Source organism: uncultured Streptococcus sp. (genome assembly GCF_963521865.1).
In the GTDB taxonomy this organism is placed as follows: Bacteria; Bacillota; Bacilli; order Lactobacillales; family Streptococcaceae; genus Streptococcus.
Map to the genome: position 1 here is coordinate 87,809 of NZ_CAUQWY010000004.1, position 25,965 is coordinate 113,773.

Consider the following 25,965-nt stretch of genomic DNA (forward strand, 5'->3'; position numbering starts at 1 on the left):
GTGGCAAAAAAATATGCTACACTATCAATATGAAAATTTTAATCCCAACAGCAAAAGAAATGAACACAGACTTGCCGAGTATTGAATCCGCTCCTTTAAAACCAGAAAGTCAGGCTGTGCTGGATGCCTTGGCCCTCTATTCTGCTAGTCAATTGGAGAGTTTTTATAAGATATCAGCCGAGAAAGCTGCGGAAGAATTTCAAAATATCCAAGCTTTAAAAAACCAAACTGCTCAAAACTACCCATCCTTGAAACTTTTTGATGGGCTTATGTACCGCCATATCAAGCGAGATAAATTGATCGAGGTAGAACAAACCTATCTTGAAAATCATGTCTTCATTACCTCGGCTTTGTACGGTGTCATTCCAGCCTTGTCACCCATAGCCCCTTACCGTTTGGATTTTTTGATGAAATTAAAAGTCGCTGGTAAGACTTTGAAGAGCCATTGGAAGGACGTCTATGATGAAGCTCTGAAGCAGGAAGAAGTGATTTTCTCCCTCTTGTCGTCCGAGTTTGAGACCGTATTTTCTAAGGAAATCAGAGAAAAGATGGTGACCTTCAAATTCTTGGAGGATAGAGATGGTCAGTTGAAAATTCACTCAACTATTTCTAAGAAAGCGCGTGGAGCCTTCCTGACAGCCCTGATAGAAAATCAAGTAAAAACAGTGGAGGAAGCTCGTAAGTTAAGCTTTGCAGGATTTAACTACCGAGAAGACCTGTCCCAGCAACAGGAATTGGTTTTTGTAAAGAAAGTATAAAAGAGAAAAATTCAAATTGAGAATCAACTTCTTTTTTCTAAAATGTATGAGGTTGGTTAAAAAATCTTTAAAATCAGAAAAATGCATATTATCAGATATTGGAAAAATTTGATGATATGCATTTTATTATGTGACTTTCAGTCCGTCTCGCTCTGTTAGGTGCGAGGCAAAAGAACTACCCGCTATGCGGGTGCGTGTCGAAGGTTATACCCAAAAAACTCCAAACGCGATACAATAAAGGTGTTCAAGCCAATTGTAAAGCGAAAGGAGAAAAATATGGCACAAAAGGCACATAGTTTATCACACACAAAGTGGATGTGTAAATATCACATTGTGTTCACCCCTAAGTATAGACGAAAAGTTATTTATAATCAATATCGAAGTAGTTTAGGCGAAATATTTCATCGCTTATGTAGTTATAAAGGAGTTGAAATTATCGAGGGTCACTTGATGCCTGATCATGTACATATGTTAGTAAGTATTCCGCCGAGGATAAGTGTTTCAAGTTTTATGGGGTATTTAAAAGTCAAAAGTGCACTCATGATGTTTGACAAACACGCCAATCTCAAGTACAAGTTTGGGAATCGGCATTTCTGGGCAGAAGGTTATTATGTGAGTACAGTAGGGCTCAATGAAGCCACAATTAAGAAATATATTCAAGAGTAAAGAAATTATCCAGTGGATGATTTCTTCATGAGTATGAAAATTTGAGAACGAGTAAAGCATGATATAGCACTAGATAAATTGAGTGTAAAAGAATATGAGGATCCCTTTAGGGATAGTGGTAAGTAATACTAAAGCCTCTTTAAGAGGCAAGTGACGAGTCAAGAGCAATAAGGCTTGAACAACGTGAAAGCCAGCGTCTTTAGGCGCTGGCTGGTAATTTGGGCTTATAGCCCTGGTACAAACCACCCGTTTGACGGGTGGTCATGATTTTTCTAGAGTATTTTGGAGATTTTATACTTCAATTTTACTAGGATTGAAAGAAAAAATTAGTCATTCCCTATCTTTTCTATTGCTTTATTTCTTATTATCTGTTATATTAAAAGTATAATCATTTTTTATTTAATGACGTAAGTGTTACACTTTTTAGACAGAAAGGAGTATTTTTTTGAACAGCAGATGTAAACGCTTACGTATATAGTGGAAGGATTTAGGACTTAATGGATAAACGATTTTTTGAAAAACGCTGTACATACAGTATTCGTAAATTTGCACTAGGTGCTGCTTCAGTTATGATTGGGGCTAGTTTTTTTGCTACTGCTCCAGTAATGGCTAACACACCAACAGTTGGCTCAACAGATAATTTGCCAAGTGAGCTGGCTGATTTGGATAAAAAGGCGAGCGATAATGGACGAGAGTTCGATAAGGAAGCCGCAGTAGCAAATCCAGGTTCTGCTGAAACAACAGATGGACCAAAAACTGAAGAAGAGTTATTAGCTCTTGAAAAGAAAAACAAAGAAACTACTGACAAGTTGCCGAAAGAATTGGAAGGCAAAGTTGAAAAAGCCACTGATAATGGTAAAGAGGTAAATAAAGACCAATTAGCACAAGATACTGGCAGTCTAGTTCCTGACGATGTTGCTAAAACAAAAAATGGAGAATTGAACTATGGCGCTACTGTTAAGATTAAGACTCCATCAGGAGAAGGTAGTGGTATTGTCATTGGTAAGGATCTTGTTTTGACTGTTTCTCACAACTTTATCAAGGATCAGCAAGATGGAAATATTCGTAAGGTTGTGGATAATGATAAAGGGGATGGCGATATTTTTAGTATATCCTACCCTGGTTTAGATGATGTAAAATTTAGTAAAAAAGATGTGATTCACTGGGATCGGGACGGCTATCTAAAGGGTTATAAGAACGATTTGGCTCTTGTAAGATTGCGTACAGTTCTTGAAAATGCTCCTGTAGAAGTCACTGAAAAGCCAGTTGTTAAGAAAGTTGGGGATAAAGTCAATATGTTTGGCTATCCTGCTGGTAAGCTGGCACCAGTTATTAACAGTACTGTGGATTTTGCTGAATCTTATGGTGAAGGTGTTCAAGGAGTTGGATATCAAGGTGGACAACCAGGTGCTAGCGGTGGCGGTATATTTGATACGGATGGTAAATTGATTGGGGTTCATCAAAATGGTGTGGTTGGAGTCCGTAGTGGAGGCATCCTTTTCTCTCCAGCTCAACTAAAATGGATCCAGGATCATATTAAGGGAATCTCTAGTTCAAAACCAGCGAATTTAGAGGAAACTGAAAAACCAGTTGAAGAAAAGCCAAAAGAAGATAAGCCGAAAGAAGAAAAACCAGCGACAGCTAAGCCAGAGACACCAACGGAAGTTACTCCTGAATGGCAAACTGTAGCAAGAAAAGAACAACAAGGGACTGTAGCCATTCGTGAGGAAAATGGTGTTCGATACAATAAGTTGTCTTCAACAGATCAAAATGACAATGCCAGCAAACCAGCCTTGTTTGAAAAACAAGGATTGACTGTGGATGCGAATGGGAATGCGAATGTAGATCTCACTTTCAAAGAAGAATCTGAAACAGGCAAATCACGTTTTGGTGTTTTCTTGAAATTTAAAGATACAAACAATAATGTCTTTGTTGGATATGATAAATCAGGTTGGTTCTGGGAATACAAGACACCAGGTAATAGCACATGGTATCAGGGTGGTCGTGTTGCAGCTCCAGTAAATGGATCAGTGAATCATCTGATTATTAGCTTAAAATCAGATGGTCAGCTGAATGCAACAAATAATGATGTAAAACTTTTTGATACGGCTACTTTGCCAGCCGCTGTTAATGAAAATCTTAAAAATGAAAAGAAAATCTTACTGAAAGCTGGTACATATGGTACTGAAAAGACAGTTGTAAATATTAAGACTGACAATCAAGACGGAGTTCAAGCTACTGAAGCTACTGCTGAAAAAGAAACTGGTGCGGTGGTAGATGATAGTAAAGTGACTTATGATACCATCCAGTCTAAAGTCCTAAAAGCAGTGATTGACCAAGCCTTTCCACGTGTCAAGGAATATACTTTGAATGGTCATACTTTGCCAGGACAAGTTCAACAACTTAAGAAAATCTTAGTAAACAATCACGAAATTACACCTGAAGTCACCTATAAGAAGATTAATGATACTACTGCAGAGTACTTGATGAAGCTTCGTGATGAGAAGAATTTCATCAATTCAGATATGACCGTACGTTTGCAAGTTGTGGACAATCAATTGCACTTTGATGTAACCAAGATTGTCAACCACAACCAAGTTACTCCAGGTCAGAAGATTGATGATGAAAGAAAACTTCTCTCCTCTATCAATTTCTTAGGGAACTCACTTGTGTCGGTTTCAAGCGACCAAGCTGGAGCTAAGTTTGATGGGGCAACTATGTCAAACAACACTCATATCAGTGGAGATGATCATATTGCTGTAACCAATCCAATGAAAGATTTGGCTAAGGGTTACATGTATGGTTTTGTTTCTACAGATAAGCTTGCTGCAGGTGTCTGGAGCAATTCTCAAAACAGCTACGGTGGTGGCTCGAATGACTGGACTCGTCTGACAGCATTCAAACAAACTGTTGGAAATACAAACTATGTGGGAATTCAAAGCTCTGAATGGCAATGGGAAAAAGCATATAAGGGCATTGTCTTCCCAGAATATACTAAGGAACTTCCAAGTGCCAAGGTTGTGATCACTGAAGATGCCAATGCGGATAGTAAAGTCGACTGGCAGGATGGAGCCATTGCTTATCGTAGTATCATGAACAACCCTCAAGGTTGGGAAAAAGTCAAGGATATCACAGCATATCGTATCGCGATGAACTTTGGTTCTCAAGCACAAAACCCATTCCTTATGACCTTGGATGGTATTAAGAAGATCAATCTCCATACAGATGGTCTTGGACAAGGTGTTCTTCTTAAAGGGTATGGTAGTGAAGGCCATGACTCAGGCCACTTGAACTATGCTGATATTGGTAAACGTATTGGTGGAGTTGAAGACTTCAAGGCTTTGATTGAGAAAGCGAAGAAATATGGAGCTCATCTAGGTATCCACGTTAACGCTTCTGAAACTTATCCTGAGTCTAAATACTTTAACGAAAATATTCTTCGTAAGAATCCAGATGGAAGCTACAGCTATGGTTGGAACTGGCTAGATCAAGGTATTAACATTGATGCTGCTTATGACTTGGCGCATGGTCGCTTAGCTCGTTGGGAAGAATTGAAAAACAAACTTGGTGAAGGTCTCGACTTTATCTATGTGGACGTTTGGGGCAATGGCCAGTCAGGTGATAATGGTGCCTGGGCTACCCACGTTCTTGCTAAAGAAATTAACAAACAAGGCTGGCGCTTTGCGATCGAGTGGGGCCATGGTGGTGAATACGACTCTACCTTCCAACACTGGGCAGCTGACTTGACCTATGGTGGCTATACTAATAAAGGTATCAACAGTGCCATCACGCGCTTTATCCGCAACCACCAAAAAGATTCTTGGGTTGGGGATTACAGAAGTTACGGTGGAGCAGCTAACTATCCACTTCTAGGTGGTTACAGCATGAAAGACTTTGAAGGTTGGCAAGGAAGAAGTGACTACAATGGCTATGTAACCAACTTGTTTGCTCATGATGTCATGACCAAGTACTTCCAACACTTTACAGTCAGCAAATGGGAAGATGGCAAGCCAGTAACCATGACTGACAATGGTAGTACCTATAAATGGACTCCAGAAATGAAAGTTGAATTGGTTGATGCTGCAAATAACAAGGTTGTTGTAGCTCGTAAATCTAATGATGTCAACAGTCCACAATACCGTGAACGTACAGTGACTCTCAATGGACGTGTCATCCAAGATGGTTCAGCTTACTTGACTCCTTGGAACTGGGATGCAAATGGTAAAAAACTTCCTGCTGATAAGGAAAAAATGTACTACTTCAATACGCAAGCTGGTGCAACAACTTGGACACTTCCGAACGATTGGGCAAAGAACAAGGTTTACCTTTATAAACTAACTGACCAAGGTAAGACTGAAGAACAGGAAGTAGCTGTGAAAGATGGTAAGATTACCCTTAATCTTACTGCAAATCAACCATATGTTCTCTACCGTTCAAAACAAACCAATCCTGAAATGTCATGGAGTGAAGGTATGCATATCTATGACCAAGGATTTAACAGTGGAACTTTGAAACACTGGACTATTTCTGGTGATGCTTCTAAGGTAGAAATTGTCAAATCACAAGGCGCAAATGAAATGCTTCGTATCCAAGGCAACAAGAGCACAGTCAGCCTTACTCAGAAACTGACTGGTTTGAAACCAAATACTAAGTATGCTGTTTATGTCGGTGTTGATAACCGTAGTAATGCTAAGGCAAGTATCACAGTTAATACTGGTGAAAAAGAAGTGACTAGCTATACCAATAAGTCACTAGCTCTTAACTATGTTAAGGCCTATGCCCATAATACTCGTCGTGACAATGCTACAGTTGACGATACAAGTTACTTCCAAAACATGTATGCCTTCTTTACAACAGGTTCAGATGTATCAAATGTCACTCTTACTTTGAGTCGTGAAGCTGGTGATGAAGCAACTTACTTTGATGAAATTCGTACCTTTGAAAATAATTCAAGTATGTACGGAGATAATCATGATACAGCTAAAGGAACATTTAAACAAGACTTTGAAAATGTTGCTCAAGGTATTTTCCCATTTGTAATTGGTGGTATCGAAGGAGTTGAGGATAATCGTACTCACTTATCTGAAAAACATGATCCATATACACAACGTGATTGGAATGGTAAGAAAGTCGATGATGTTATCGAAGGAAATTGGTCATTGAAGACAAATGGGCTAGTTAGCCGTCGTAACTTGGTTTACCAAACAATTCCTCAAAACTTCCGTTTTGAAGCTGGTAAGACTTATCGTGTAACCTTTGAATACGAAGCGGGCTCTGACAATACCTATGCCTTTGTAGTCGGTAAGGGAGAATTCCAGTCAGGTCGTCGCGGTAATCAAGCAAGCAATTTGGAAATGCATGAATTGCCAAATACTTGGACAGATTCTAAGAAAGCTAAGAAGGTAACCTTCCTTGTAACAGGTGCAGAAACAGGCGATACTTGGGTAGGTATCTACTCAACTGGTAACGCAAGCAATACTCGTGGAGATTCTGGTGGGAATGCGAACTTCCGTGGTTACAATGACTTCATTATGGATAAACTTCAAATCGAGGAAATCACGTTAACTGGTAAGATGTTGACAGAAAATGCTCTGAAGAATTACTTGCCAACAGTTGCTATGACTAACTATACTAAGGAATCTATGGATGCCTTGAAGGAAGCTGTCTTTAACCTCAGTCAAGCAGATGATGACATTAGTGTAGAAGAAGCGCGTGCTGAAATTGCTAAGATTGACGCTCTGAAGAATGCCTTGGTACAAAAGAAAACAGCCTTGGTAGCAGAAGACTTTGAAAGTCTAAATGCTCCAGCGCAAGCGGGGGAAGATTTGGCCAATGCCTTTGATGGTAACTTGTCAAGTCTATGGCATACGTCTTGGAATGGTGGAGATGTTGGTAAACCTGCAACTATGGTATTGAAAGAAGCGACAGAAATCATTGGATTCCGTTATGTGCCACGTGGATCAGGATCAAATGGTAACTTGCGTGATGTGAAACTTGTTGTGACAGATGAGTCTGGTAAAGAACATACTTTCACTGCAACTGATTGGCCAGATAACAATAAACCAAAAGATATTGATTTTGGTAAGACAATCAAGGCTAAGAAAATTGTTTTGACAAGTACTAAGACTTATGGAGACGGTGGTGATAAATATCAAGCTGCTGCTGAGTTAATCTTTAGTCGTCCACAGGTTGCAGAAACAGCTCTTGATTTGTCAGGTTATGAAACAGCTTTAGAGAAAGCTCAAAAATTGACCAGCAAAGAAAATCAAGAGGAGGTAGCAAGTGTAGTAGCTAGCATGAAATATGCTACGGATAACCATCTCTTGACTGAAAGAATGGTTGCCTACTTTGCAGAATATCTCAACCAACTACAAGATCAGACTGCTAAACCAGATGCTCCTACAAGTAGCAAAGGTGAAGAGGTGGCACCGATTCTTGAAGTGCCTGAGTATAAAGGCCCGCTTGGAACAGCGGGTGAAGAAGCAGCACCTACACTAGCAACTCAGCCAGAATATAAAGGCGGTGCTAATGCAGTAGAAGCTTTGGTAAACGAAGAGCCAGCCTACACAGGACTATTGGCTACAGCAGGCGATCAAGCAACACCAACTATTGAAAAACCTGAGTATCAGATTGGTCAATTGGGCCAAGGAAAACTTGCAGAATCTAAAACTTCAGTTTCAACAGAAGATCAGAAGAGATTGCCAGAAACAGGAGAAAGCCAATCTGATACAGCTATCTTCCTAGCTAGCGTCGGTCTTGCCTTATCAGCTGCTGTACTTGTAACAAAACGTAAAGAAAATTAAAGAAGACTGGATTTTAAAGTTTACCGGGACTAGGATTCAGACAGAAATAACTTAGTTGGAGAGAACCTCTAGGTTCTCTCCATTTTTAAATGGGAAATGAGACCGCTTACTGTGATAAGTGGATGAAAGGAATAGGAGAAAAATGAATAGACATTTTTTTGAAAGACGCTGTCACTATAGTATTCGAAAATTTGCAATTGGTGCAGCCTCTGTAATGATCGGTGCTAGTATCTTTGGTGCAAATGTAGTGCAGGCTGCTGAGACAGTTGGAACACCTGAGAAAGAAGGAACAATCACACAAGCTCAGCCCCTAGACAAGTTGCCAGATGATTTAGCAGCTGTTTTAAAGAAAGCTGAATCAGAAGCAACGGCAGATGCAGGACATGAAGAAAATCATGAAAATACTGCAGGAACAAGTCCTTCAACAACTGAAGAAACAAGCCCAGCAACAACTCCAACAGCTCCCAAACCAGCTGAGACTCTGAAGCCGGTTGAAACACCAAAAGCAGATTCTAAACCTGTAGAACCAGCTACACCTACAATCAAACCAGTTGAAAAGCAAATTGAAGATAGAGAAGATCGTAACCACTTAGAAGGTGTCACTGTCCAAGCAAACGACTCAGAAACTGGTACTCCTTATACTGCTGACAAGGCAGTGGACGGTAATCCTGATACTCGTTGGGCAACAAATCAAAATATTGACAAACCAACTTTCGAATTAACTCTTCCCAAGACTACACTTATTAGACATGTGGAAATTGATTGGGATCGTCGCGTTCGCAATGGGCAAAATAATCCAAATATCAAATCTTGGAGTCTCTACTATGCAGGTCAAGATGATGTAAATGCTAGTGGAGAAAAACAATGGAAGCTAGCTCATACCAAGACTGGAGAACCTGTTTTAGATGAGAAAGTTGACTTAGCCAATAGTATTCAAGCTAAATATCTCAAGTTAGAAATCAATGACTATCAAGCGGGTACAATGGGCTGGAGAAATGTTGGTATTCAAGAAATTCGAGCTTATTCGAATATTCCTGATACAAGTAAGGTAACGGATATCCGTCAGGTTACAGAATTGACTATAGCTAAAGACGGACAGTCTCTTGTCTTGCCAACTCTACCAGGAAAAGTCAGTCTTATCGGTAGCAACAAACAAGGTGTGATTGACCTTCAAAATCACATTTATAAGCCTCTAACTGATCAACGCGTTAAGGTTATGGTAGAGCAAATTAAAGATTCACATACCTTTACTAAAGAATTTGAAGTAGTCATCAAGGGGCTACATCAGGACGAAGGTGTGGGTGTCAAACCAAAAGTAGCCCCAGCTGTTCAACAATGGTATGGAAAAGAAGGTCAATCTTCTATCACTTCAGATACAGTTCTTGCGACAGGAGATTCAGGCTTTGATCAGGCTGCAACCTTCTACCAGTCAGACCTTGCAAGTCGTGGATTGGAACTTGCGACAGGTGACAAGCAGGCTCAAAAACGAATCGAGTTTAAAAAAGTTGAAAATAAGGGGTATGGTAAGGAAGGCTATGGCATCACTATCCAAGATGGTGTCATTACCATCGAAGCTGCAACGAACACAGGGGCCTTCTATGCTACTCGTACTCTTCTTCAAATGGGGGAAAGCAATCTCCAAAATGGAGAAATCCGTGATTTCCCAAGCTTCAGTCACCGTGGCTTTATGCTAGATACAGGTCGTAAATTTATTCCTTATGATGCCCTTGTAGACATCATGCTTAACATGGCTTACTACAAGATGAACGACTTGCAGTTGCACCTCAACGATAACTATATCTTCCTAAAGGAACACTTGGCAGGTAAGAACTTAACACAAGAAGAAGAGCTTAAGTATGTTCTAGAACATGCTAAGACAGGTTTCCGTGTAGAGACAGATATTGTCGGTAAGAATGGTCAAAAATTAACATCAGATGAGCACTATACTAAAGAAGAAATGCAAAATCTGATTAAACTTGCTAAGGCCTTGCATATCAATCTAGTACCTGAAATTGACACACCAGGTCATGCTCTGTCATTTGTCAAAGTTCGTCCTGATCTCATGTATCAAGGTAGTCTGAGCGATTACAGAGGTAAACATAACGTAGAGCGCGTAGCCATGCTTGATCTAGATAATAAATACGATGAAACGCTGGCTTTTGTCAAATCGGTTTATGACAAACTTCTTGATGGTCCAGATGCACCACTTCATGGGGTATCTACTGTTCATATCGGAACGGATGAATACTACGGAAGTAGAGAAAGCTATCGTCGTTATGTCAATGACCTTATTAAATACATTAAAGGAAAAGGATATACACCTCGTATTTGGGGATCGCTCAGTGCGAAACGAGGTAAAACAGCTGTTGATTGGAAAGATGTAGAAGTTGATATCTGGAGTATTGGCTGGCAGCAACCAAAAGAAGCTATTGCTCAGGGAGCTAAGATTATTAATATCACAGATATCCCAACATATAGCGTTCCGAATGGAGATAATCGTCAAGCTGCTTATGGTGATTATGCTAACTATGAAACTCAATATAATGGTTGGACACCAAACGATTTCAGAACTGGTCATGGCCCATTTCTAGAAGCATCAAATCCAAATATAATTGGTGGTGGCCACGCAGTTTGGAATGACAATATCGACCTTCATGAGACAGGTTTGACATCTTATGATATCTTTAAACGCTTCTTCAAGAGCATGCAAACAACTGCAGAACGCACTTGGGGATCTGACCGTGCGGCAGCGACATTTGCAGAACGTACCCTACCAACTAGCCCTTATGCACCACAGTCAAATCCTGACAGAGCGATTGATCAAAGTGACTTGTTTACTATTAATCCTGAAACTGTGAAGAACTATGCGAGCAAGAAGGTGAAGACAAGCGAGCAGGGATTGGCTTTTGAGAAAGACAGTAGTATCGAAGGATTAGCTGGTGATGTTGGTCCAAGTCATGTCTTGAAGTTTGATGTAACTGTCACTGGAGACGGTGAACAAACCTTCTCAACAAGTGGAAACAACCGTATCTATCTAGCTGATAAAGACGGCTATCTTGCTTATCAATTTGAACAGTTCCATATCCAATTCAAGAAAAAACTTGAAAAGAACAAACGTTATCAAATCTCTATTGTGACTAAACCACAATCAACGGAATTCTATGTGGATGGTGAGAAGATTGAACGTATCGCAAATCCAGCTCACCCTCGCTTTGCTCACAATAGCTTGGTTCTACCTCTTGAAAGCATTGGTGGGTTCAAAGGAATCTTACATAGTGCAGAGTTATCAGATAAACCATTTGTAAATCCTCGTTTGATTCCAACAGAACATTTCACAGTTTCTGCAACTAGTCAAGAAACACCAGGAACAGCGACTGAAGGCACTGTTGAAAAAGCCTTTGACAATGATCCAAACACATTCTGGCATACTAAATGGACTGGTGATACTGCTCCGTACACTCTTTCTATGACCTTGAAAGAAGCAGAAAAAGTCAATGGTTTGACTTATCTCCCACGTCCAGGTGGTGGAAATGGAGTCGTGACTCGCTACGAGATCTATGCACAAAAAGATGGCCAAATGGTCAAGGTTTCAGAAGGAAACTGGGACAACAATACCCAAGAAAAAACAGTCAACTTTGCTCCTGTTCAGACTAACAAGATTGAGTTGAAAGTTCTAGCAGGTGTTGGGGGCTTTGCAAGTGCAGCTGAAGTTCATCTATTGAAACCTATCAAAGAGGGACAAGAAACACCAGAACCAGAACAACCATCTACACCTGAAACTCCAAAAGTCGAGCAAACAGGTGATGGGACAGTTGAACTAGCGGATCAATTCACAGCAAGCAAACCAGCTAGCGAAGATAGTATTGCAGCTGCCAGCAAGAGCGCAGATTATCTCAAGAAAGAGTACAAAGTCTTCCCAACGCCACAAAAAGTAACTTACGATGAAGGTGTTACAAAACTCCATAAACAAGTCAATCTTGTTATGGGGGATAATTTGGATATCTATACTCGTAACCGCTTGAAGAGTGTTTTACAAGATCATCAAATCTCATACACAAGCAGTCAATCAGCAGTGGCAGGTGCTACCAACATCTACCTTGGTGTTCATGGTCAAAATTCACAGGCTGAAAAAGAAGTGTCTGGAATTTCTCAAGGACTCTTTGATAAGATTGATGCCTATGCCTTATCAATCAAGAACAATACAATCTCTATCGTCGGTAAAGATACAGATGCTGTATTCTATGGTTTGACGACTCTTAAACACATGCTGAATGAAAGTGAAGCTCCAGTCTTGCGTAACGTAACAGTTGAAGACTATGCTGAAATTAAGAACCGTGGCTTTATCGAAGGTTACTATGGAAATCCTTGGAGTAATGCTGACCGTGCAGAATTGATGCGTTATGGCGGTGACTTGAAGTTGACTCAATACTTCTTTGCACCAAAAGATGATCCATACCATAATAAGAAATGGCGTGAACTTTATCCAGAAGAAAAATTAGCTGAAATCCGTGAATTGGCTCGTGTCGGAAACCAGAACAAGACTCGTTATGTATGGACCATCCATCCATTCATGAACAACCGTATCCGTTTTGGCAATGACGCTGACTACCAAAAAGATTTGGAAACCATTAAGGCTAAATTCACTCAATTAATGGATGTCGGTGTTCGTGAGTTCGGTATTTTGGCCGATGACGCTCCAAGTCCAGTTGGTGGGTATAATAGCTACAACCGCTTAATGAAGGACATGACAGACTGGTTGACTAAAAAACAAGAAACTTATGTCGGTCTTCGTAAGGAAATGATTTTTGTCCCAGGTCAGTATTGGGGTAATGGACGTGAAGATGAGTTGAAAGCACTCAATGAAAATCTTCCAACTTCAACCTCTATGACCCTTACTGGTGGTAAGATTTGGGGTGAAGTATCCGAAAGCTTCCTCTCTAACCTTAAGAACAACCTGACTGCAGGTGGTAAGACCTATCGTCCAGTTTCCCTATGGGTCAATTGGCCTGTTACAGATAACTCTAAACAACACTTAATCTTAGGTGGTGGTGAGAAATTCCTTCATCCAAATGTTGATCCTAGTCTTCTTTCAGGTATCATGTTGAACCCAATGCAACAATCTGAGCCTTCTAAGATTGCCCTCTTCTCTGCAGCTCAATATGCATGGAAACAATGGAAGTCAGAAGAAGAAGCCAAGACAGTCAACGATATCGCCTTTAACTTTGTTGAAAATGGTAAGTTTACTGATAGTGAAGCATCTCTTGCCTTCCGTGAGCTTGGTAAACATATGATCAACCAAAACATGGATGGTCGTGTTGTGAAGTTGGAAGAGTCTGTTGAACTTGCTCCGAAATTGGCGACATTTATGTCTAAGTTGAAAGCAGGTCAAGATGTCAGCGCAGAGCGTGAGGGATTGCGTGCGGAATTTGCTAAACTAAAAGCTGCAGCTCAACTTTATAAAGCATCTGGTGATGAAAAAATGCGTGCTCAAATCCATTATTGGTTGGACAATACCATTGACCAAATGGATGCCTTGAGTGCTCTCCTTGATGGTACAGAAGCTATTGCTACAAATGACTCTGCAAAACTTTGGGATAGCTACTATAAGGGGTTGAAACTATATGAACAGTCTCAAACTCATACTTTCCATTATGTAGACCATGATGAAAAAGCTGAGTTGGGTGTTCAACATATCCGTCCATTCTTGCTTGGACTGCGTGAAATCTTGGCAACAGAAGTTCAAAAAGCCTTGCATCCTGACCAAGTGATTAGTACCTTTATCACGAACCGTACAGGTGTGGAAGGCGGACTTGCTGAGGTGATTGATGGAGATTTGGGAACTCATGCATTGATCAAATCGCCAAACAGTATCAAGACTGGTGATTACATTGGCTTGAAATTTAACAAAGCTATTCCACTCCAAAACTTGACCTTTGCAATGGGAACTCAAGCAAATCCTCGTGATACCTTTAACAATGCTAAGGTTGAGTACCTCAATGAAAATGATGAGTGGGTAACACTTTCAGAACCAAGCTACACTGGAAATGAATCTCTTATTAAATATGAAAAACTCAATATTCGTGCTAAGGCTGTTCGAATGATTGCGACTTCAGATCGTGATAATACTTGGTTTGCTGTACGAGAAATCGCTGTTAACCGCCCTGTAGAAGTTACTCGTTCTAAACAGTCAGCTACTGTGACGATTAGTCCAAATCTTATGTACAAGTACAATACGACAGTTGGTCAGATTACAGACGGTCGTGACAATACTGAAGCCATGCTTGCGAATGCTGATCGAACGGATACAACTCCAGTAAATAGTTGGGTACAACTAGACTTAGGCGAAGTCAAACCTGTGACTAAGGTTCGTCTCCATCAAGGTTCAGGAGATAAATTAGCAGAAGGTGTTCTTGAATATTCTGCAGATGGTAACTCATGGCAAGAATTGGATCGCTTGACTGGTGAACAAACCAAAGAAATCGAAACTCCAATTTCAGCTCGCTATGTCCGTATTCGCAACACTAAGAATACCAACCTATGGTGGCGTATAGCTGACTTTTCGGTTGAAACACGTGCAGGCAATAGCAAATTGACTGATACAAACGTTGAAAACTTGAAGTCAACTCCAGTTTATGACAGCCTAGGTCGTTATAATATGCAAATTCCGAGCGGAACCAAGCTTCCAGCTCATAGTTACTTGGGTATGAAACTTGATCGTCTTCACCAAGCTGAACTTATTCAAGCGGTTGGTACAGAAAATCCATCCCTCAATTTGGAATATTCTCCAAATGCCCAAGAATGGTATCCAGCTGATCAAGTGACAGATAAGTCCTTGGTACGTTATGTTCGTTTGGTCAACAAGACTGACCAAGAACAAGCAGTGACAGCAACCTCTCTACTTGTTCAGACAAAAGAAGTTCAACCAACCACACTTGATTCGACATCAATGGGAATCCATCCAACATATGGTAGCAATGATGTTCGTAAGATTAAGAACTTGGATCAATTGTTCGATGGAGTTTATAATAACTTTGTAGAATTCTCAGACTATGCTCGTAAAGACGGTCATATCACCTTGAAACTTGGTAGCGAACGTGACATTAAGAAAATTAGAGCTTATATTCAAGATGGAACTCAAAATTATCTGCGTGATGGTAAGATTCAAGTCAGTCAAGATGGCAAGACTTGGACAGATCTTGTGACAGTTGGTGACGGTGTTACTAATGAGACACGTGATGATTCCTTGACAGATGGTTGGACACATGATTCTAAGATGCCAGGAAACCGCTACATCGAGGGTGAACTTGCAAGTCCAGTTAAAGCCAATTATCTCCGTGTTCTATTTACAGCTAACTATGATGCTCGTTTTGTAGGCTTCACTGAGTTGGTTATCAATGATGGCGAATTCGTGAAACCAATTAATGACCCAACTGTTCAAGGAAACAGTGGTGAAAGCCAAGGTAATCTCTACACCAACCTTGTAGATGGTAAGGTATTGACTAGCTATAAGGCTGAGAAAGAACAAGGCGAGCTGGTCTACCACTTGTCAGAACCGACAGATGTGAACCATATCCGACTTGTTTCAAGTCTTCCGCAAGGAGTGAAGGCTCGAGTATTGGCTCGAACTCTTAAATCAGATAGAAGAGATTCTTGGTCAGAAATAGGTGAGATTACCTCAAGCTTCCAAACATTTGCTGTTCGAGATAAATCTCCATTATTGGATGTGAAACTTGTTTGGGAAGGAGGTAAACCAGAGTTCTACGAAATGACGACATTCCACCAAGAACTTCCAGAAGAACCAGCCAAACCAGCTCCAAATACAAGTAAGGGCGATGAACCAGCTTCAGTAGTAGAAGTCCCAGAATATACTGGTGGCGTAAATGGTGTTGAAGCAGCTGTTCATGAAGTTCCAGAATATAAAGGAACAGCAAGCCATCAAGCAACTCCAACAGAGGAAAACTTGGAAGATTCAGTTGATAAAATTGATGGAGATAAGATGAGCAGTGGCAATAGTAATGTTGAAACTACTGTTGAAGAGTCCGATGAATTTGCAAGTACATCAGTGAAAACGGCTCAAGACCAAAAACAAGAACAACCACAATCATCGATTTCTAAAGTTAAAGATCAACTTCCAGCAACAGGTGGAAAAGAATCAGCTGCTTTAGCCTTGTTAGGTGGTCTTGGATTAGTTCTCTCTGCCGCTTTTGTCAAAAAAGGGAAAAAGGATTAAGAATTCGAAAAAGAGTTATTCAATAATTCTAGATAAACATTAATGTCATAATAAAATCACACAGTGATTTCAGTCTTGAGCATCATCAAGCTGAAAGAAACACTGTGTGGTTTTTGACGTACGACGGGCATGTCGTATATCTGAGGTGTAAGTCCTCTGTGGGCCCCCGCTACCGGTGAACCCAATAGCGATTCCCAAGCCTGACTATTGTGAGGTAGCGGGGAGAGGAAGGGATAGCGAAATCGTGGCTCTACGAACAGGAACGTGATAGTAAGGCGTATATAGCGGATAAGGGGGCTTCAAACTCTAAAGTCCAAAAAGGTAGCCGTAACCTATATGCGTAAATCACGAGAGTAAACGAGGAAAGATGTACGACTTATCCCGTGAGGTCTCATGAGCGCTGAAAGCGTAGTAACAACGAATCATGAGAAGTCAGCCGAGCCCATAGTAGTGAGGAAACTTCTGTAATGGAAGTGGAGCGAAGGGGTGAACAACTAATCGAAGTAATCCTACTTCACTTGTGTCTGTAAAACGAACGGTCTGATAGAACTGGAGTCTGTCACGTATTGACTAGATAAAGGTTCACCAATATAAGATGTCCCTCAGGCACCAAAACAAGAAAGGAATACGCACATGTCAAAATTGCTAGATAAGATACTATCACGCGAAAATATGCTTGAAGCTTACAATCAAGTAAAATCCAATAAGGGCTCAGCTGGGGTTGATGGAATTACTATAGAAGAAATGGATAATTATCTCAGACAAAACTGGCGCCTTACTAAGGAACTGATAAAACAGAGAAAATATAAGCCTCAACCAGTTCTCAGAGTAGAGATTCCTAAACCAAACGGAGGCATCCGTCAACTAGGAATTCCAACGGTTATGGATAGAATGATTCAACAGGCCATTGTTCAAGTCATTAGCCCTATTTGTGAACCTCATTTCTCAGATACGAGTTATGGCTTCAGACCAAATAGGTCATGTGAAAAAGCCATCATGAAGTTCTTAGAGTACTTAAATGACGGCTATGAGTGGATAGTGGATATAGACCTAGAGAAATTTTTCGATACGGTTCCTCAAGATAGATTGATGTCCTTGGTACATAACATTATCGAAGACGGAGATACGGAATCCTTGATTCGTAAGTATCTTCATTCAGGTGTTATCATTAATGGTCAGCGTCATAAAACGCTAGTTGGCACGCCACAGGGAGGAAATTTATCTCCTCTCTTATCCAATGTCATGCTTAATGAATTGGACAAGGAATTAGAAAAGAGAGGGCTTCGATTTGTGCGCTACGCAGATGATTGTGTGATTACGGTTGGAAGCGAGGCAGGCGCTAAGCGTGTGATGTATTCAGTCAGTCGTTTTATTGAGAAACGGCTAGGTTTGAAAGTAAATATGACCAAGACTAAGATTACCAGACCAAGAGAGTTGAAATATCTAGGTTTTGGGTTCTGGAAATCATCAGACGGTTGGAAAAGTCGCCCCCATCAAGATAGTGTTCGGAGATTTAAGCTTAAATTGAAGAAGCTAACACAGAGGAAATGGAGTATAGACTTAACAAGACGTATTGAGCAACTGAATTTGTCTATTCGAGGATGGATAAACTATTTCTCGCTGGGAAATATGAAAAGTATAGTCACCAGCATAGATGAGCGCTTGCGTACTCGCTTACGAGTGATTATCTGGAAGCAATGGAAGAAGAAATCTAGACGATTATGGGGATTGCTTAAGTTAGGAGTTCCTAAATGGATAGCAGATAAGGTATCTGGCTGGGGTGACCACTATCAATTAGTAGCTCAGAAGTCGGTACTTAAACGTGCTATATCAAAACCAGTCCTCGAAAAACGTGGACTGGTTTCGTGTTTGGATTATTACCTTGAACGACATACGTTAAAAGTTAGTTGAACCGCCGCATGCCGAACGGCACGTACGGTGGTGTGAGAGGGTCTAGAGATTATCCCCTACTCGATTAGTTGATAGTTTATACCCAATGAAAATCAAAGAGCAAACTAGAAAGCTAGTCGCAGGTTGCTCAAAACACTGTTTTGAGGTTGCAGATGGAAGCTGATGCGGTTTGAAGAGATCTTAGAAGAGTATTAGGACTAGATTCTTTACCAATTGTTAAGATTCTAGTTATAGGATACTTACTCCCTCTTCTTTGTTATATTAAAATCACAAAAAAGATTGCAATTTCTTGCTCATTTTGATATATTTAATATATACAAAAAAACAAACTTGATGCTTAGTTGTGTATCCAGAAGAAGGTTATTTTTCTAAAAAGTAAACGCTTACTTAGTATCAAGGGAAAGAAAAGAGGATTTTAATGAACAAAAGACTTTCCGATAAACGTTGCCATTATAGCATTCGTAAATTTGCTATAGGTGCGGCATCTGTGATGATTGGGGCTAGTATATTTGGCTTGTCAGCTGTACAAGCTGAGGACTTGTCTGCATCCAATACTCAAACAGAAGGAACAACGATTTATCAAGCCCAACCTTTATATAAGCTTCCTGATGATGTGGTAGCTGCTATAGCAAAGGCTGATGGGAATGGTGGACGTGAGTTCGTAAAACCAAAAGTTGAGACAACAGAAAACAATGAAAGTAAGGATACAGAGTCTGCTAAACCTGTTAATGAAGGTAACCATGAATTGGTTAGTCCTAAAGTTGAAACTCCAAATAAGGTAGGAGAAGAAAACGAAGCTGAAGAGACAAATCCAAAGACTGTGGAAGATGGTCCGAAGTCTACAGCAGATAAAACAGATGTAAAAGAGGATGCTAAGAAAATTTCAGAAAAGGATCAGGTAAAATCGACTGCGGATCTCAAACCTTCGTCTGAAAAAAAGCAAGCGCTTTCTAAAGAGTCAAGTAAAGCAGATGTTGAAAAAGAGAAGCAGCTATTATCAGATCGAAAACAAGACTTCAATAAAGATTGGTACTTTAAACTAAATGCCCAAGGAGATTTTTCAAAAAAAGATGTGGATGTTCATGATTGGTCTAAATTGAATCTTCCACACGATTGGAGTATTTATTTTGACTTCGATCACAAGTCTCCTGCTCGTAATGAAGGTGGACAGTTAAATGGTGGAACAGCTTGGTATCGTAAGACTTTTACATTGAATGAAGCAGATAAGAACAAGGATGTTCGTATCAATTTTGATGGTGTTTACATGGATTCTAAGGTTTATGTAAATGGTAAATTTGTAGGTCATTATCCAAGTGGTTATAATCATTTTTCTTATGACATTACAGAATTTTTGAACAAGGATGGCAGTGAAAATTCCATTACCGTTCAAGTGACAAATAAGCAACCAAGTAGTCGTTGGTATTCTGGAAGTGGGATTTATCGTGATGTAACCCTTAGTTATCGTGATAAAGTCCATGTTGCGGAAAATGGGAACCACATTACAACACCAAAATTAGCTGAACAAAAAAATAGCAATGTTGAAACACAGGTTCAAAGTAAGATTAAAAATACAGATAAAAAGGCTGCTAATGTCTTTGTGGAGCAACAAATTTTCACCAAGGAAGGTAAGCCTGTTTCAGAATTAGTTCGTTCTGCAACTAAGAGTGTGGCAGAAAATGAAACAGCACATTTTAATCAGAATATCTTGGTCAATCAGCCAACTCTTTGGACAACGAAAAGTTACCATCCTCAACTTTATGTTCTTAAAACAAAAGTCTATAAAGAAGGCCAGTTAGTTGATGTAACAGAAGATACATTTGGTTACCGTTATTTCAACTGGACAGCTAAGGAAGGATTCTCTCTCAATGGTGAGAGAATGAAATTCCATGGGGTAAGTATTCACCATGATAACGGAGCTTTGGGTGCAGAAGAAAATTATAAGGCTACTTATCGTAAATTAAAACTTCTGAAAGATATGGGAGTGAACTCCATTCGTACAACCCACAACCCAGCGAGCCCTCAATTGCTAGATGCTGCGGCGAGTCTAGGACTTTTGGTTCAAGAGGAGGCTTTTGATACCTGGTATGGTGGCAAGAAAACTTACGACTATGGACGGTTCTTTGATCAAGATGCAACTCATCCAGAAGCTAAGAAGGGAGAGAAATGGTCTGATTTTGATCTCAGAACAATGGTAGAGCGTGATAAGAACAATCCGTCTATTGTGATGTGGTCTCTTGGAAATGAGGTAGAGGAAGCAAATGGTAGTCCTCGTTCTATTGAAACTGCTAAACGTTTGAAGGCTGTCATTAAAGCGATTGATACCGAGCGTTATGTTACCATGGGTGAGAATAAATTTAGTCGTGCAGCAACAGGTGATTTCTTAAAAGTTGCAGAAATCATGGATGCTGTGGGTATGAATTATGGAGAGCACAATTATGAAGCTGTTCGTAGAGCTCATCCAGACTGGCTCATCTATGGTTCTGAAACTTCTTCAGCTACTAGAACGCGTGATTCTTATTACAATCCTGCTCAAATCCTTGGACACGATAACCGTCCAAATCGTCACTATGAACAATCTGACTATGGTAATGACCGTGTTGGATGGGGAAGAACAGCTACTGAGTCATGGACTTTTGACCGTGATCATGCTGGCTATGCTGGACAATTTATCTGGACAGGAATTGACTATATTGGTGAACCAACTCCATGGCATAACCAAGATAATACACCTGTAAAAAGTTCTTACTTTGGTATCATCGATACGGCTGGTTTACCGAAGAATGATTTTTACCTTTACCGTAGTGAGTGGTATAGTGCTAAAGAAAAGCCAACTGTTCGCATTTTACCACATTGGAACTGGACTGAAGAGACACTTAAGGATCGCAAGATGCTGGTCGATGGAAAGGTTCCGGTTCGTACCTTCTCAAATGCTGCAAGTGTCGAATTGTTCTTAAATGGAGAGTCACTTGGTAAAAAGGAATTTACTAAGAAAAGGACAGAAGATGGACGTCCATATCATGAGGGGGCTAAACCAAGTGAATTGTATCTTGAGTGGCTTGTGAAATACCAACCTGGCACACTGACTGCGATTGCTCGAGATGAAAAAGGCAACGAAATTGCGCGTGATAGTGTGATAACTGCTGGGGAGCCAGCAAGGGTTCGTCTGACTAAAGAAGAGCATGTTATCACTGCAGATGGGAAAGACCTATCCTACATCCATTACGAAATTGTTGATGGCGAAGGGAATGTTGTTCCGACAGCGAATAATCTTGTTCATTTCAATCTTCATGGTCAGGGACAGATCGTTGGTGTGGATAATGGAGAACAAGCTAGCCGTGAACGTTACAAAGCTCAAGCAGATGGAACATGGCAAAGACGTGCTTTCAATGGTAAAGGAGTTGTCATTGTAAAATCGACTGAAAAAGAAGGTAAATTTACGCTTTTTGCAGATTCTGCTGGTTTAACTTCTGACAGTGCAACGGTCGCAACTGTTTCTGGTAAGAAAGAAAACCGTCACTTTGTATCCTATGCTCCTGTAAAGGCGACAACTGATGTTAGCACAAATCCTGTATTACCTCAGACAGTAACAGCTATTTATAGTGATGGCAGTGTTGAAGAGAAACCTGTTACTTGGGAATTGCCATCTGACTTACTTTCAAGCGCAGGTGAGAAGAAAGTATCTGGACGAGTAGAAGGTTTGGAAACCCAAGCTGAAGCACTTGTAAAAGTGGTTGCCTTAGATAAATGGTTACCAAAAGTTGTTACAGTGCCAGTTGGTACAGCTGCAGCAGATTTGGATAAAACGGTCACAGCTGTTTTGACAGATGGTAGCTTAATTGATACAGAGGTTGTCTCATGGACTTTGAAAGATCCTTCTGCCTTGACAAAAGAAGGTGGACGTACGGAAGCTACTGGTAAATTAGTAGATGATGGTCATGAAGTTACGGCAACCTTTATCGCAAGCAGTAAGGAAACAACAAGTAGCATTACAGGACTTACTGTTGGGGATAAAGCTCTTGAGAACTTCGAGTCTGGCAAGACTTATTATCGTGTATCTCTTCCTTACACTGGAACAATTCCAAGTGTTGGGGCTCAGACTACTGATTATCAAGTAACTGTTCAGCAGGCTTCTGCTGATAATGGTTATCAGGCCTCGGTTTTCTTGAGTGACCAAAAGGGTGACTTGGTTCAAACTTACTTAATTCAGTTTGTTAAGGAAGCTCCTGTCTTGAAACGTTTGGAAGTAGTTGTGGAAGGAAAAGAAACTGCTACTGAAGATCAGATCTTAACTTATCGTGTCATTGGTAGTTATGAGGATGGTTCACAAACAGAATTTTCAGCATCAGATATTCATTTAGAAGCTAAATCATCTGATGGAGGGCATCTTGAGGTGAATGGACAGAACTTGTTGCTCTATACTAAGGGAAGAGTGACTTTGACACCTCGGATTGATAATCAAACAGAAAAAACAGAATCTGTAACTACTGAAGTGGTGATTAAAGAAAATAAAGTCAGCAAGAAGATTTTGAAACTTCATCCTGTATTGGTTTCTACAGACGTTAATCAGCAACCGAATCTACCTAAAGAAGTTGGGGCAGAATTTGATAAGGGCTTGCCACGCAAAGTATCTGTAACTTGGGACAAGGTAGACGAAAAAGAATTGGGACATTATCATAGCTTTACGCTTAAAGGACATGTAGAAGGCACAGATATTGAAGCTCAAGCAACGGTGACAGTTGAAGGCTTACAAGTTGCAGAGGAAATCAGCCTTACTCTTCCTAAGGGTGAGACAGTTCAATTGCCAGCTAATGTTCGTGCTTACCATTCTAATGGAACAACTATCTATAAAGATGTAGTTTGGGATCAGGTTCCAGTCAATTTTAGTCAAACTGAAGGGGTCTATGAAATCAATGGTCGTTTAGTTGATAGCAATCTGACCACTAAAGCTCATGTTCGAGTGTCTAGTCAAGTTGTTGCTGGGAATAATATCTCTAAACAATGGACAGGTTCGCAATTGCCAGCTGCCATTGTATCCAATACAGGAGGAGATGACTCAGCTAATGCCTTGAACGACCTGACTGTGTCAAGAACGACAACAGACGCTAAAAATAGATGGACTACTTGGAGAACAAATACTGATAATGATTGGGCTTCTATCTTGTTTGGTAATTCAGGAGACTTGACGAAACGTTTTGTCAACAATTTGTCGGTTGATTTTTATACCGATAGAACAATTGGTCTTCCAAAAGAATATGTAGTTGAATATTATGTAGGTAAAGAAATTCCTGATTTACCAAGTGATGTCAGTCATGCGCAACGAGATAGCAATCATCCATTTAATAATCCAGAAAATTGGAAAGCGGTTGAAAATTTACATGCTCCAAATCAGCTATCTGCAACTCAAACAAATCACTTCACATTTGACAAGGTAGAAACTTATGCTGTTCGTATTCGTATGAAGAAGGCTGATGGAACATCAGGTGTTGGCCTAACAGAGCTAACTGTCCTTGGAAACAAGGTCTTAAGCTCTACAAGTTCAGAGATTTCTATCAAGGTAGATGGTAAGGATCTTGAACACTTTAATCCATCTAAGACTGATTACTATATTCCTCAATCTAGCAAAGAAATCACTGCAACAGCTAGCAATAATGGTTTGGTAACAGTTGTGCCTGCAACTAGTCCAAAAGGTGCAACACGTCTCATCTTAAAAGCAGAAGATGGTACGGTATTGAAAGAATATCGAATCTTCCGCAATGATGAGAGAGAAACTAGTCAACCTCTTGCTGCAGAAAATAGTGCTAAAATTTTGAATGTTGGAGATGCTCTTCAACTTCCTTCAGAAGTCACTGTTTATTACCCAACTTCAACTACTTGGACTACAGATAAACTGGCAGTGAAATGGGATGCTATTCCTGAACATGCAACAGAGCATGAGGGAATATTTGAAATTACTGGTCATGTCATTGGTACAAATCTAACCACTAAAATGCAGGTGACAGTTGTTTCTAGAGGAAATCAAGTCATTTCAGAAAATCCAAGCAACAATGAAACGAATTCTAAAGCCTTTGCTTCGACAACGAACGATACACAAGCAGCTTCACATGATCGAATTTTCTATATCAATGATGGAAAATACAATGAAGATGGACGTTGGACAAACTGGTCTCGTACTCCGAAAAATGAAGAAACTTCTGTCGGACTACTCTTTAAGAAGGACGGTAAAATTGCCACCCAATCTATTGGAAAAGTAGCCATTCAGTTCTTTAAAGATAGTGGAACAGATGCCCCAGAGAAAATGGTTCTAGAAAGATATATTGGCCCTGCCTTTACAGAACCAAGTACGATTTCTCGTTATGAAGAAAATGCTGACCACCCATTCAACAAGGCAGAAAATTGGGCACCAATTCCTTATAAAGCTTTTGGAGAATTAGTAGCTGGGAAACCAATCGAGTTTAACTTTGAACCGGTTCAAGCGACAGCTATTCGTGCTCGAATGACTCGTAAGTCTACTACTAATGGGCTAGCAGTAGTCGAATTTACAGCCTACTCTGCAGGCAAGGGAGCAGAAGTCGAAACACCGTCAGCGACTATTTCGATCGATGGAAAAGCATTGGAAAACTTTGATCCAAATGTGACAGAGTACACCCTAACAACAATGGGAACTAAACCAAAAGTCACTGCGACAACTAGTGGACATGGAGTAGTCACAGTTGTGGATTCTGGAAATACAAATCTTCCAACACTTGTTCGTCTTGTTTCCAAAGATGGAAATCTGGTGAAAGAATATCGTTTACACTTTAAGTTTACCTTCCAAACAACACCGACAGAAGGTGTTAAGAACTTAGTTGCAGAAGCTCCAAGCTTGGAAATTGAAAAGACTCCACTTCCGTTTAAAGAAGTTATTCGTGAAACCCCTGAGCTTGCTCAAGGTGAACGTCGTGTAGTTTCTGAAGGACAAGCTGGAGAAAAAGTTGACTATATTCAAGTATCAGGAACTACTAGAACTCTTGTTCATTCTGAACAAAGAAAAGCTCAAGATCGTATTATTGATGTAGGAGTAAAACCATCTATTTCAAATAGTGAGGGTGAGAAATCTGACTTTAAAGACGAGGTAAATACGGGAACAACTCAAGATAGTAAACTTCCAGAGGATAAAGCTGCTCCAGCAACAGTAGGAAATCAGGAAGCACCAGTTCGTGAGAAGGTAGAGCATCCAGTACAGAATATATCTAATAACCAGACTACAGAAAGAGAAACTTCAGCAGTCAAAGAAGATCAAAATAGCTTACCAGAAACAGGTGAGAGAGAATCTGATACAGCCATCTTCTTAGCAGGTGTTAGTTTGGCCTTGTCAGCAACACTATTGACTGCAAAACGTAAAGAAGATTAGGTGTTATCTCTAAAGCATTCTGATTTTTATAAATTGATAGAGGATTAAAAATTGAATCTATGAGTGAGTAGGGATACTATAATGTAAAGCCTCGATTTGAGAAGAAAATGAAGTAAATCTTTCCACAATAAAACGCATAGTATCAAGATTTCTCGGCTCTTTGTCAACTGTAGTGGGTTGATGAAAAGCTAAGATCTAGAAAGGACA

Annotated in this window: 5 protein-coding genes and 1 pseudogene; all 6 read left to right on the forward strand. The window is 40.2% G+C overall.

The features are described 5' to 3' along the window. The first annotated feature begins 29 nt into the window (after positions 1 to 29). The 6 genes and pseudogenes from yaaA to RWO85_RS02510 all read left to right on the forward strand — a co-directional run bounded on the left by yaaA (position 30) and on the right by RWO85_RS02510 (position 25,758). The gene (gene yaaA / locus RWO85_RS02485; protein WP_314413785.1) at positions 30 to 758 is read left to right on the forward strand and encodes a peroxide stress protein YaaA; all 729 of its coding nucleotides are present in this window, start codon (positions 30 to 32) and stop codon (positions 756 to 758) included. A gap of 276 nt (positions 759 to 1,034) precedes the next feature. Then, positions 1,035 to 1,550, forward strand: a pseudogene (gene tnpA / locus RWO85_RS02490) (IS200/IS605 family transposase). 371 nt (positions 1,551 to 1,921) lie between these two features. Beyond that, positions 1,922 to 8,227, forward strand: a complete 6,306-nt coding sequence (locus RWO85_RS02495) for a SpGH101 family endo-alpha-N-acetylgalactosaminidase (RefSeq protein ID WP_314413786.1) — start codon at positions 1,922 to 1,924, stop codon at positions 8,225 to 8,227. Between the two features lie 142 nt (positions 8,228 to 8,369). After that, positions 8,370 to 16,457 carry an SIALI-17 repeat-containing surface protein gene (locus tag RWO85_RS02500; protein WP_314413788.1) on the forward strand — a complete coding sequence of 2,696 codons (8,088 nt, stop codon included), beginning with the start codon at positions 8,370 to 8,372 and terminating at the stop codon, positions 16,455 to 16,457. Between the two features lie 633 nt (positions 16,458 to 17,090). Beyond that, positions 17,091 to 18,368 carry a group II intron reverse transcriptase/maturase gene (gene ltrA / locus RWO85_RS02505; protein ID WP_314413790.1) on the forward strand — a complete coding sequence of 426 codons (1,278 nt, stop codon included), beginning with the start codon at positions 17,091 to 17,093 and terminating at the stop codon, positions 18,366 to 18,368. A 418-nt stretch (positions 18,369 to 18,786) separates the two neighbouring features. After that, complete coding sequence (locus RWO85_RS02510; protein ID WP_314413791.1) at positions 18,787 to 25,758, forward strand: Ig-like domain-containing protein; 6,972 nt, start codon at positions 18,787 to 18,789, stop codon at positions 25,756 to 25,758. Positions 25,759 to 25,965 lie beyond the last annotated feature (207 nt).